This is a genomic window from Streptomyces sp. RKAG290, from assembly GCF_023701695.1.
Taxonomy (GTDB): domain Bacteria; phylum Actinomycetota; class Actinomycetes; order Streptomycetales; family Streptomycetaceae; genus Streptomyces.
The window spans coordinates 1,780,542-1,793,139 of record NZ_JAJOZC010000001.1; the positions used below are offsets into that span (position 1 = coordinate 1,780,542).

General features: G+C 70.1%; 7 protein-coding genes. 4 read left to right on the top strand and 3 right to left on the bottom strand.

The window, feature by feature from the left end; translation table 11 throughout:
* The first annotated feature begins 546 nt into the window (after positions 1-546).
* From LNW71_RS07495 to LNW71_RS07510, 4 genes are all read left to right on the top strand, one after another.
* Complete coding sequence (locus LNW71_RS07495; RefSeq protein WP_250967511.1) at positions 547-783, top strand: phosphopantetheine-binding protein; 237 nt, start codon at positions 547-549, stop codon at positions 781-783.
* 9 nt (positions 784-792) lie between these two features.
* Positions 793-1,845: a helix-turn-helix domain-containing protein gene (locus LNW71_RS07500; protein ID WP_250967512.1), complete on the top strand. Its 1,053-nt coding sequence runs from the start codon at positions 793-795 to the stop codon at positions 1,843-1,845.
* The gene (locus LNW71_RS07505; RefSeq protein WP_250967513.1) at positions 1,814-3,361 is read left to right on the top strand and encodes an AMP-binding protein; all 1,548 of its coding nucleotides are present in this window, start codon (positions 1,814-1,816) and stop codon (positions 3,359-3,361) included. The genes LNW71_RS07500 and LNW71_RS07505 overlap by 32 nt, the downstream gene beginning before the upstream one ends.
* A 131-nt stretch (positions 3,362-3,492) precedes the next feature.
* The gene (locus tag LNW71_RS07510) at positions 3,493-5,085 is read left to right on the top strand and encodes an MFS transporter (protein ID WP_250967514.1); all 1,593 of its coding nucleotides are present in this window, start codon (positions 3,493-3,495) and stop codon (positions 5,083-5,085) included.
* Between the two features lie 71 nt (positions 5,086-5,156).
* Here the strand turns inward: LNW71_RS07510 and LNW71_RS07515 are convergent, their stop codons facing one another.
* From LNW71_RS07515 to LNW71_RS07525, 3 genes are all read right to left on the bottom strand, one after another.
* The gene (locus tag LNW71_RS07515; protein ID WP_250967515.1) at positions 5,157-5,918 is read right to left on the bottom strand and encodes a TetR/AcrR family transcriptional regulator; all 762 of its coding nucleotides are present in this window, start codon (positions 5,916-5,918) and stop codon (positions 5,157-5,159) included.
* Positions 5,919-6,104: 186 nt separating this feature from the next.
* Positions 6,105-7,307 carry an NAD(P)/FAD-dependent oxidoreductase gene (locus tag LNW71_RS07520; protein ID WP_374119513.1) on the bottom strand — a complete coding sequence of 401 codons (1,203 nt, stop codon included), beginning with the start codon at positions 7,305-7,307 and terminating at the stop codon, positions 6,105-6,107.
* Positions 7,308-7,383: 76 nt separating this feature from the next.
* On the bottom strand, positions 7,384-12,576 hold the full coding sequence (locus LNW71_RS07525) for a type I polyketide synthase (protein WP_374119514.1): 5,193 nt from the start codon (positions 12,574-12,576) through the stop codon (positions 7,384-7,386).
* Positions 12,577-12,598: the final 22 nt, after the last annotated feature.

Here is a 12,598-nt window from a genome sequence, read left to right on the forward strand (position 1 = left end):
CGCGGACCAGAGCAGACGGCGGAATGAAGAAAGAAGAGTGGGACGGCTCGAAAATTACGTGTCGGCGGACGTGTTGCCCACCCCTTAGTCGTGCCCGGGGTCCCCACAATCGGGCCCCTGCCCCGACCGGGCCACCCCAGAGCCGAGCTGGGTCCCCGGCCCTGGCGCGGTGGGTGGTGCGGGGCGGACCGGGGTGCGGCCAGGCCGTCCGACCTGCGCGGAAGGGTGCGTGCCTGATCGGTGCGCGCTGCGCCCACGGTTGATGGGCCTCTCGGTGCGGTGCCTTCATAGGGGCGGGTAGGGGTACTGGTTCGGGCCCGCCGGGGCTAGCGTCGGGGCCCGGTACCCCGTACTGCCGGGCACGTGGGCTGCCGGCTGTTTCCCGTCTCCGTTCCGGCCCGTCCATTTGTTTCCGCACTGCCACCCCTCGGGCGGGCAGCGCGGTCTTCCGTCGCTGTCCGCAGGCGGTTCGGTTTCTGCGGCACCGATGCGGTCCGGCGAGCCCGGAACACCCATCCACCCCTTCGCGCCTGAACCGGAGTCATCATGTGGGATGAACAGTTCGACATTCTCCTTCGGAAGCAGTTGTCATTCCTTCCCCCGGACGAGCCGATCACCGGGGACATGAAGCTGCGCGATTTCGGTCTCGACTCACTCGGGATGATCGAGCTGCTCGCGGGCCTCGAATCCACGTATGACGTGCACTTCCGTGACGAGGCTCTCTCGCTGGAGATATTCGAGAGCCCGGAAATTCTCTGGAACTCGCTGCAACGTCTGCGCTGAGGGCCGGACATGCATAGCGTCCCGGCGCTGCGTCTGCATGAGGGCGACCGGGCCCGGCTGGAGGCGCTGACCCGCATGTCGACCGCGCCGGCCGGGCTCGTACGGCGGGCGCGGATCGTACTGCTCGCCGCAGGGGGCGCCTCGAACACGGAGGTCGCCGCCCTGCTGCGGGTGTCCCGTCCGACCGTTCTCAAGTGGCGTTCACGGTATGAGGAGTCGGGCATCGCGGCCCTGGGTGACCTTCCCCGGCCGGGCCGCCCGGCGACGGTGGACGAGGTGGCGGTGCTCGTCGCCACGCTCTGCGAAGGCGGGATGCCGCCGTCCCGGTTGCGGGCGCCGTTCTGGTCGTCGCGGCTGCTCGCCGGTGAGCTGGGGATCGCCCACTCCACGGTCTCGCGGGTGTGGCGCAGGTGGGGGGTGCAGCCGCATCGGCCCGAGTCCTTCCAGCTGCCCGCCGTGCCGCCCCTGCCGCCCGGCGCCCATCGCGGTGTCGTCGGTGTCTGTCGCGCGGCACCGTGGAACGCCGTGGTCCTGCGGGCGGACGGCCGGACCGGACAGCGGCCCGAGGAACGGCTCCGCCCCCTGCTCCTCGACCGCGCCGGGGCCGACAGGCCCTGCACGGCTGCCGCCTTCCTGAATCTCCTGGACGCGGTTGCTCAGGCCCATCCCTACCCACGGCTGCACGTACTCCTGGAGGGGACGGGAGCGGCGCGGTCCCGCGACGTACGCGAGTGGCTCGCGAGGAATCCCCGGGTCACCCTGCACCACGCCCCGGCCGGCCGCTCCTGGGCCGAGCTCACCGAGGTCCTCCTGCGCATCGCGGGCCCGTCGCCGCGCACCGGTGCGGCCGGGCCCGAGCCGTCGTCCGAACCTTCGCGCGCCCTTGTCGGAGCCCGGTCGACGCGCCCCCTCACGGAGCTGCGCCGCGGCACCCCCTACGAGCCGTTCGGCGCCCTGGTGTCCGACGGGGGCCTCGCGGGCATCGCGCACCGCTCCACCTCATCCATCCATCGCCACCAGGGGAACACCTATGGACCAGACGTCGGCCCACGCGCTCTATGACCGTTTCCTGCGCGGACTCGCGCGGTCCCCGCAGGGGGTGGCGATCCGCGTCGGCGATGCCGCGCTGACGTACCAGGAGCTGTACGACCGGGCGCTGACCTGGGCGGGGTCCTTGCTGGCCGCGCTCCCGGAGCGTCCGTCCGCGGTGGGTGTGCTGGCGGGCAAGGGGCTCGACGCCTACACGGGCATCCTGGCCTGCCTGTTCACCGGGGTACCGATGGTCCCGTTGCAGCCGTCCTTCCCGGTGCTCCGCACCCTCCAGATGCTGGAGGCGGCGGGGGTGGAGGCGCTGATCGTGGACGCCGAGGCGGCCGCGGTGCTGGAGAAGCTGCGCGCGGAGGGGCTCGGGCTGCCCGCCCTGCTGGACGGGGACGCGTACGGCACCGAAGGGGTGATCGCGCCCGATCCTGCGTCACGCCTGAGGCACCCCCGCCCGGTCGCGCCCGACGACACCGCCTACGTGCTCTTCACCTCCGGTTCCACGGGCCGGCCGAAGGGCGTGCCGGTCACGCACGCCAACGGCGCCCACTACTTCGGTCTCCTCGACGCGCGGTACGACTTCGGTCCGCACGACGTGTTCTCCCAGACCTTCGACCTGAACTTCGACTGCGCGATGTTCGACCTGTTCTGCGCCTGGGGCGCCGGCGCACCGCTGGTGGCCGTTCCGGCGGGCGCCTACCGCGACCTCCCCGGCTTCGTCGCCGCACAGGGCATCACCGTCTGGTTCTCCACCCCCAGTGTCATCAGCCTGATCCGGCGCACCGGTCAACTCGCGGAAGGCGTCTTGCCGTCGCTGCGCTGGAGCTTCTTCGCGGGCGAGGCGGTGACCTGCCAGGACGTGACGGACTGGCAGCGCGCGGCGACGGGGTCGGCCATCGAGAACCTCTACGGCCCCACCGAACTGACCATCACCATCACCCGGCACCGCTGGTCGGAGACGTCGCCGCGGATCGCGGTCGCGGGTGTCGTCCCGATCGGGCCGGTACACGAGGGGCACGAGTGGATGCTCCTGGGCGACGACGGCGAACCGGACTCCGCGGAGGGCGAGTTGTGCGTCGCGGGACCGCAGCTGACCGCCGGCTATCTGGATCCGGCCGATGACGCGGGCCGGTTCCTCGACCGGGAAGGAGCGCGCTACTACCGGACGGGCGACCGGGTCCGGCTGGGCGACGGCGGGCAGCTGCTGTATCTCGGCCGGCTGGACCAGCAGGTCCAGGTGCGGGGTCTGCGGATCGAGCTGGCCGAGATCGACGAGGCGTTGCGCCGGTGCCCAGGGGTGGAGGACGGCGTCGCGGTGCCGGTGCCCTCCGAGCAGGGCCTCACCCTGGCCGCCTTCCACACCGGAGAGCGGGTGCCGCCCGTCGTCCTGGCGCGGGAGCTGAGCCGCACGCTTCCCCGGGCCGTCCTCCCCGGGCATTTCTTCCACATAGCGGAGTTCCCGCTCAACGCCAACCGGAAGATCGACCGCCGCGAGCTACTGCGCCGAGCCCAGGAACTGCTCGGCGGAACACCCTGAAACCGAGGCGGGGCAAGGCTTCGGAGCCCTCGCCCGCCACCGATGAGTACGCGACACGCCAACGCGTACCTGATACGCTCTGCGTGTTACGTACTCACCGTCATGACGCAGGAAGGCATGGGACGTTTGCCATGACAGAGAACAAGCCCCAAGCGGGGCTCAAGGAATGGCTCGGCCTCGTAGTGATCGTCCTGGTCACCCTGCTGATCGCCATTGACATCTCGGTACTCGGCTTCGCGATCACACCCATCAGCGAGTCACTGAAGCCGAGCGCCACCCAACTGCTGTGGATCATGGACATCTACAGCTTCGTGCTGGCCGGCGCCCTGATCACCATGGGGTGGGTGGGTGACCGCTTCGGGCGGCGGAAGCTGCTGATCATCGGCGCCCTGGTCTTCGGCGTCGCCTCCGCGCTCGCCGCGACGGCGGACAGTCCCGAGATGCTCATCGGCTCGCGCGCCCTGCTGGGGCTCGGCGCCGCGACGCTGACGCCGACCTCGCTCGCCCTGATCCGCAACATGTTCCACGACTCCAAGCAGCGCAAGTCGGCCATCGCCGCCTGGAGCGGCACCCTCGCCACCGGCGCTGCCCTCGGCCCGGTCGTGGGCGGCCTGCTGCTGAACAACTTCTGGTGGGGCTCGGTCTTCATGATCAACACCCCGGTGATGGTGCTGGTGCTGATCCTGGCGCCGATCCTGCTGCCGGAGCGGCGCGACCCCTCGCGCGGCAAGCTGGACGTGCTCGGAGCGGTCCTGTCGATGGCGGGCATCATGCCGTTCATCTACGGCCTCAAGGAGCTGGCCGTCGACGGCTGGTCCCGCAACGCCGCGATCTGGGCCGCGGTCGGTCTCGTGCTGCTCATCGCCTTCGTGCAGCGTCAGCGCACGACGCCGCACCCGCTCATCGACATCTCACTGTTCCGCTACGGCGGCTTCACCGGGGCGATCCTGACCAACCTGATGGTGATGTTCTCGTTCATGGGCGTCAGCATCCTCACCAACCAGTTCCTCCAGATGGTGCTGGGCATGTCGCCCTTCCGGGCGGCCCTCTGGTCCATGGCGGTGATGCCGGCGATCGGGGTGGCGGTCGCCCTCGTCTCGACCCTGTCCCGCAAGGTCAAGCCCGTCTACCTGGTCGCCAGCGGCATGCTGGTGATGGCCATCGGCTTCGGCGTGCTCAGCCGCCTCACGGTGGACTCGAACGTCGCCGTCCTGCTGGTGGGCGTGGGACTGATGGCGGCCGGCATGACGGCCTCCAAGACGCTCACGGCGGAGATCGTCGTCACCTCGGCACCGAAGGAACATGCCGGTTCGTCCACAGCCACGTCGGAGACGTTCACCGAGTTCGGCAGCGCGTTCGGCTTCGCGGTCATCGGGAGCATCGGTTCCGCCATCTACCGGCATGACATGGACGCCGTGAACCCGGCCGGTCTCGGCGGCGAGGCGCTGGGCGCGGTCCGCAACACCATCGGCGGTGCCGCCACGGTCGCCGCCCAGCAGCCGGCCTCGATCGGCGCCGAACTGCTCTCCACCAGCCGCGAGGCCTTCACCCACGGTCTCCAGGTGGCCGCGCTCTCGGGTGCCGTCGCCATGGTCGTGATGGCACTGATCGTCGCCGCGCTGCTGCGCAAGGTACCGATCGAGACGGGCGAGCCGATCGACCCGTACGACCTCGACGCACCGGCGACCGTCCCCGCTCCGGGACGCATGCAGCCCGCGGGCTGAGCGCCACGCACATGGGAAAAGGGGCTGGTGCTCCACCCGGTCGGGTGGAGCACCAGCCCCTTTCTCGTCCGTCAGGTGAGCGGCTTCTCGCCGTTGCGGATGCGGACCAGCACCTCGACCCCGTCCAGGACCCGCTGAAGGCCGAAGGTGAAGTCGTCTTCGGGCTCGTCGAACGCGCCGGCCTCCAGCAGCTCGGCGAGGGCGGGGAACGACGCGGAGTCTGCGTACTTCGCCAGCGCGCGACCGTAGTTGGCCATCAGGTCGGCCTCGCTGATGCCCTGGGTGACGACGCCGAGCGACATCTGCACGTTGTTGCGCACATAGCCGATCATCAGCATCATCACGGAGAGCTTCTCGTCGGGCCTCAGGGCCGTGCCGCCCAGGGTGCGCAGGCCGCACTCCAGCCAGCTGAGCTGTCCGGGCTCCAGGGGCGGTCCGCTGACCGAGATCTGAAGCATCCAGGGGTGCCGGTGGAAGACCTCCAGGAAGGCGCGGGCCCACTGCTCCAGCCCGTCCCGCCAGTCCCCCTCGGCCGTGTCGATGCGCGGCGGAGTGCCGTAAGCCATGTCCAGCATCAGCTGTCGCAGCTCGTCCTTGCTCGACACGTGGCGGTACAGCGACATGGTGCCGAAGTCGAGACTCTTGGCCACACGGGACATCGACAGCCCCGCGAGGCCGTCGGCGTCCGCCGACTCGATCGCGGCCGTCACGATGCGCTCGACGCTCAGGCCGGTACGCGCGGTGCGCTGCTCCCGGTTCCGCAGTTCCCAGAGCACCTCGATGCTGTTCGGCAGGCCGATGCCTTCCGTGCTCGTTCCTTCACCAGTAGTCATCTCGTGCCCTGCCTTCATCGGAAGCCTTCCCATGCGTATCACGCACGCATAGAGCATTGCATACGCCTCGGGTCCGCGGTACGCGCGGAGCAGGTGCTGTAGCCGAGGTGGGGAGACGGTACGACACCGCTCCCGGTGAGGACCGGAGGAGGGCGGGACTCGGTTGCCCGCGCCCTGGTTCGGACGTCAGACACCTGCCGCCGCGGCGGCCAGCTCCGCCGACGGCCGGCCGAGCAGGAGCCGGCACTGCCGCAGCCCGCGCGCGCTGTTCCAGCCCAGCCCACCGACGAGAATCCCGTCGCGATGGTACGCGGCGACGAACTCCCGGCCCGCGGTGGATCCGCTGACGATCTCCGTCCGTGCGTCCGGAGGGCACCAGCCGACGGTCTGGATCTTCTGCCCGAACTGGTGGGTCCAGCCGAAGGGCACGGGTGCGTACGGCTGCCCGCCCGCATCACCGGCCAGCAGGTTGGCGGCGACCGCCATGGCCTGCTGGGCGGCGTTGGTCCGCTGTTCGAGCCTGACCCGGGCCCCGGCCACCATCGGATGCGGCCAGTTGGCGACGTCTCCCGCGGCCCACACCCCGGGGGCGGCCCGGCAGAAGGCGTCGCACAGGACCCCGTCGCCCAGGGGCAGTCCGGAGCCGGCGAGCCAGTCCACGGCGGGCACCGAGCCGATGGCGACGACGACCAGATCGGCATCGACGGTGCTGCCGTCCGCCAGCAGGACCCCGCGAACGCCGACGCCGTCCCGGGCCATCCCCACGACATCGGCGCCGAGGACGAGCCGCACGCCGTGGTCACGGTGCAGGTCGGCCACGAGCCCGCCGATCTCCACCCCGACCTGGCGCTCCAGGGGCTGGGCGTTCGTGTCGATCAGCGTCACGTCGAGCCCGGCCCCGCGCGCCGTGGCGGCGATCTCCGCACCGAGGAAACCGGCCCCGATCACCGCGACCTTGGGACGCTTGGCAAGCGCCTCGCGCAGACGGATCGCGTCGTCCAGCGAACGCAGGACGTGGACGCCGCGGAGGCCGTCCCCGAACGGCAGGGCGCGCGGCCGGAGTCCGGTCGCGATGATCGCCGCGTCATAGGGCAGTTCCTCGCCGGTGGAGAGGGTGATGGACCGGGCGGCCTGGTCCAGGCCGGTGGCCCGGCAGCCGAGGCGCAGGTCGACGTCGACGGCGGCCATCACCTCCTGCTTGCGCAACCAGGTGCTCGGGGGTTCCCAGCCCTCTGTCAGCAGTTCCTTGGAGAGGGGCGGCCGGTCGTAGGGCGGGTGGGGCTCGTCGCCGACGAGCGTCAGCCCGCCCGCGTAGCCCTTGGCGCGCAGCGTCTCCACCGCCGTCAGTCCTGCGGCCGCCGCGCCCACGACGACTATCCGGTTCAGCACACTCGTTCCTCGTCTCCGGTCGGTGCTCACTCGAACTCCTTGTGCCAGGCCCGGCAAGGCCGGCCGGGCCCGGGCACTACGCTTCGCCGTCGAGAATGTCGAACAGCTCGTCCGCGGTGGCCGCGCTGAGGTCATCCGCGGGGGTGTCCTCGCCGAAGAGGGTCTGCCGCAGGTGCGTGGCAAGCTCGGCGGCCGAGGGGTAGTCGAAGATCAGGGTGGGCGCCAGCCGGCAGCCGGTCACCTCGCCCAGCCGGTTCCTGAGCTCCAGGGCCGTCAGCGAGTCGAATCCGATGTCGAGGAATCCGCGCTCGGCCGGGACCGCTTCGGCACCGGAGTGCCCCAGAACGGCAGCGGCGTGACCGCGTACCAGGTCCAGCAGGGCCCGTTCGCGGTCGTCGGCGCTCAGCTCGGTGAGGCGGGCGACCAGCGCGGCGGGATCGGCGCCCTTCGTGCGGCTGCGGACCACGGGACCCGTCTCGGTGAGGACCAGGTCCCGCAGCAGGGAGTGCAGCACGCCGGGGTGTGCCTTCAAGGTCGGCACGTCGATCGCGAGCGGTACCAGCGCCGGCCGGCCGGAGCGCAGGCCGGCGTCGAAGAGCCGGAGCGCGTCGGCAGGGGCGAGTGCCGGCAGGCCGCGTGCGGCCATGAGACGGGCGTCGTCGTCGATGGCCTCGGTCAGGCCGGTGGCTACGTCCCACAGCCCGTAGGCGAGAGACGTGGCCGGCAGGCCCTCCGCGCGGCGCTGCACGGCCAGCGCGTCCAGGAACACATTCGCCGCCGCATAATTCGCCTGCCCCGCCGCCAGGACCGAACCACCCGCCGACGAGAACAACACGAAGAACGCCAACTCACGCCCACGCGTCAGCTCATGCAAATACCACGCACCATCCGCCTTCGCACCCAACACCCGATCCAACCGGGCCCCATCCATCGACCCCACCAAACCGTTGTCCCCGGCGCCAGCCGCATGCACCACACCCACCAGATCCGCACCCACACCCTCCACCAGACCGGCCACCGCGACACGGTCCGACATGTCACACGCCACCACCGACACCTCGGCACCCAACTCAGCGAGCTCGGCCAGCAGTTCCTCGACCCCGGGAGCCTCCAGGCCGCGACGGCCCGCCAGCACCAGACGCCGCACCCCATGCGTCTCCACGAGATGCCGGGCCACCAGGCCACCCAGGCCGCCGGTACCACCCGTCACCAGCACCACACCGTCACCCACACCAGCCGACAGCGCCTGCGCCTTCGTGTCACCGGCAGGCACCTCCACCAGACGCGGAACCAGCACCTCACCCCCACGCACCGCAACCTCAGGCTCACCCGAAGCCAGCACCACACCCGCAACATCCCCGAACACCCCACCCGCAGGATCCACATCCACCAGCACGAACCGCCCCGGATTCTCCGCCTGAGCCGCCCGCACCAAACCCCACACCGGCGCCACACACACATCCACACCCGTGTCCGTGCCCACCGACACACCACCCCGGGTCACCACCACGAGTGGGCCGTCCCCAGCCCTCTCATCAGCCAGCCACCCCTGCACCACCTCAAGCACCCCACCCAACACCGACCGCACACCCACCACCGGATCCACACCCACCACCGGCACCTCAAACACCACCGGCTCCACCACACCGGCACCCTCACCAACCCCAACCCCGGCCGCCAAAGGCCGCCACACCACCTCATGCAACCCACCACCCCCACCCGACCCAGCCAACTGCTCCACCGACACCGGACGGAACATGAGTCCGCCGACCGTGGCCACAGGGGCGCCGTCCTGGTTCGCCAGGCTCAGCGAGCGACTGCTGACGCCCTGCGGCGACAGTCTTACGCGCAGCGCGCGGGCGCCGGCGGCGTGCAGGGACACGTTCGTCCAGGAGAAGGGAAGCTCGGTCGGCTCGTCACCCGTGACGTCCTCACCGACCCCCAGGGCGTGCATGGTCGCGTCGAGCAGGGCGGGGTGGAGACCGAATCGTTCGGCGTCCCCGTGTGCCTGCTCGGGCAGTTCGACCTCTGCGAAGACATCGTCCCCGCGGCGCCACACGGCTTTGAGCCCCCGGAATACGGGACCGTAGACGTAGCCCTGCTCGTGGAGAAGCTCGTAGGCATCGTCCGTCCGTACGGCGGTCGCGCCGGGCGGGGGCCATTCGGTGAGGTCGAACGCCGCCACCACCTCACCCGAACCACCACCCAGCACACCATCCGCATGCAACACCCACCCCGCACCCGCCCCAGCACTCTCCCGACGCGAATGCACCCGCACCGAACGACCACCCACCTCATCCGGACCACCCACCACCACCTGCAACGCCACCCCACCACGCTCCGGAAGCACCAACGGCGCCCGCAACGTCAACTCCTCCACCACCCCACAACCCACCTCATCCCCAGCCCGCACCACCAACTCCACAAAAGCCGCACCCGGCAACAACACCGACCCCAACACCACATGATCCGCCAACCACCCCATCCCCTCCACCGACAACCGACCCGTCAACACCACACCACCCGAATCCGGCAACGCCACCGCAGCCCCCAACACCGGATGATCAACCACCACCTGACCCAAACCACCCGCATCACCACCACCCACACACTCCAACCAAAAACGCTCACGCTGAAACGCATACGTCGGCAGATCAACGCGACGCGCACCCGAACCCTCGAAGAACCGGGCCCACTCCACCGGAACACCGCCCACATGCAACTGACCCAGCGCCGTCACGGCCGTAGCCACCTCCGGACGCCCCTTACGCACCAACGGCACGAACACCGTCGCCGACTCCGGGTCCACCGACTGCTGCGCCATCCCGCTCAGCACACCGTCCGGACCCACCTCCACGAACGACGTCACACCCCGCGACACCACGAACGACACCGCATCCGCGAACCGCACCGCTTCCCGCACATGCCGCACCCAGTACTCCGGCGTGCCCCAACCCTCCGACAGGTCCCCGGACACACCCGACACGACAGGAATCGACGGGGCACCGAACGACAGCCCAGCCACCACCGCCCCGAACTCCGCCAACATCGGCTCCATCAAAGGCGAATGGAACGCATGCGACACCCGCAACACACTCGTCCGACGCCCCTGACCGGCGAACTTCTCCACCAGATCAGCAACCGCCGCCTCCGCGCCCGAAACAACGACAGAACGCGGACCATTGACCGCCGCGATGCCCACCTCACCACTCAGCAACGGAAGCACCTCAGCCTCCGACGCCTCCACCGCCACCATCGACCCACCAGCCGGCAACGCCTGCATCAACCGACCACGCGCCACCACCAACTCAGCAGCATCCGCCAGAGACACCGCACCCGCCACATGCGCGGCCGCGATCTCACCCACGGAATGACCCACCAGGAAATCCGGACGCACACCCCACGACTCCACCAGCCGGAACAACGCCGTCTCCACCGCGAACAACCCCGCCTGAGCGAACATCGTCCCGTTCAACAGGTCGACATCCTCACCCCACACCACGTCACGCAACGAACGCCCCAACCGGGCATCCAACTCCACCAGCACCGCGTCGAACGCCTCCGCGAACACCGGAAACGCCTCATACAGCTCCCGGCCCATCCCCAACCGCTGCGCACCCTGCCCCGTGAACAGGAACGCCGTAGCACCAGTCGGCCGCACGGAGCCCCGCACCACCGACGGCGACGGCTCGCCATCGACCAGCGCGGTCAGGCCCCGCACCAACTCCTCACGGTCCGACACGACCACCACCGCACGATGGTCCAGCCCGGCACGCGACACCACCGACGAGAAACCCACATCCAGCACGGAAGGAGAGGAGGACTCCCCCAGCCGGGCCAGCAGCTTCCCGGCCTGTGCCGACAGCCCGGCATCGCTCCGCGCGGACAACACCACCGGAACCACCGGCAGCTCAGCGGCGGTCACCGTCGCCGGCTCCTCCAGCACCGGAGCCTGCTCCACAATCACATGCGCGTTCGTCCCACTCAGCCCGAACGACGACACACCCGCACGCCTCGGCCGATCCCGCTCCGGCCAATCCCGCGACTCCGTCAGCAGCTCCACCGCACCCGCGTCCCAGTCCACGTGCGGCGAACGCGTCTGTGAGTGGAGGGACTTCGGCAGCACGCCATGCCGGATCGCCTGTACCGCCTTGATCACACCACCCACACCCGCAGCGGCCTGGGTGTGCCCAAGATTCGACTTCAACGAGCCCAGCCACAGCGGATCGTTGTCCGCCCGGCCCTGGCCATACGTGGCCAGCAGCGCCTGCGCCTCGATCGGGTCACCCAGCCGGGTCCCCGTCCCGTGCGCCTCCACCAGGTCCACATCGGCGGCGGACAGCCCGGCGCTCTCCAGCGCCGCACGGATCACCCGCTGCTGCGACGGACCGTTGGGGGTGGTCATCCCGCTGGAGGCGCCGTCCTGGTTGATCGCGCTGCCGCGGATCACCGCGAGCACCGGGTGACCGTTCCGCTGGGCGTCCGACAGGCGCTCCAGCATGAGCACGCCGACACCCTCCGAGCAGCCGGTCCCATCGGCATCCGCCGCGAAGGACTTGCAGCGGCCGTCCTTCGCCATGCCCCGCTGGTGGCTGAAGTACAGGAACATGTCCGGCGTCGTCATCACCGTCACGCCGCCGACCAGCGCCATCGAGCAGTCGCCCCGGCGCAGGGCCTGTCCCGCCCAGTGGAGGGCGACGAGCGAGGACGAGCATGCGGTGTCGATGGTGACGGCGGGGCCTTCGAGGCCGAGGGTGAATGCCACGCGACCGGTGACGAGGCTGCCGTCGCTCGTGCCCGGCCCGTAGTCGTGGTACATGACGCCGGCGAAGACGCCGGTCCGGCTGCCTTTCAGGGAGTGGGGATCGATCCCCGCACTCTCCACGGCCTCCCAGGACGCCTCCAGCAACAACCGCTGCTGCGGATCCATCCCCAACGCCTCACGCGGCGAGATCCCGAACAACCCGGCATCGAAATCAGCCGCGTCATAAAGGAAACCACCCTCACGCGTCACCGTACGATTCGGCTTCCCCGGCTCCGGATCATAGAGCCCCTCCACATCCCACCCACGGTCCACCGGGAACCCCGAAACACCGTCCCGGCCCTCCACCACCAAATCCCACAACTCATCCGGAGAACCCACCCCACCCGGATAACGGCACGCCATCCCCACGATCGCGATCGGCTCGGTGGCGTCCTCGGTGAGGCGGTCGTTGGCCGAGCGGAGGCGTTCGTTCTCGACCATGGTCGCGCGGAGGGCGGCGACCAACTGCTCTACAGATGTTTCCATG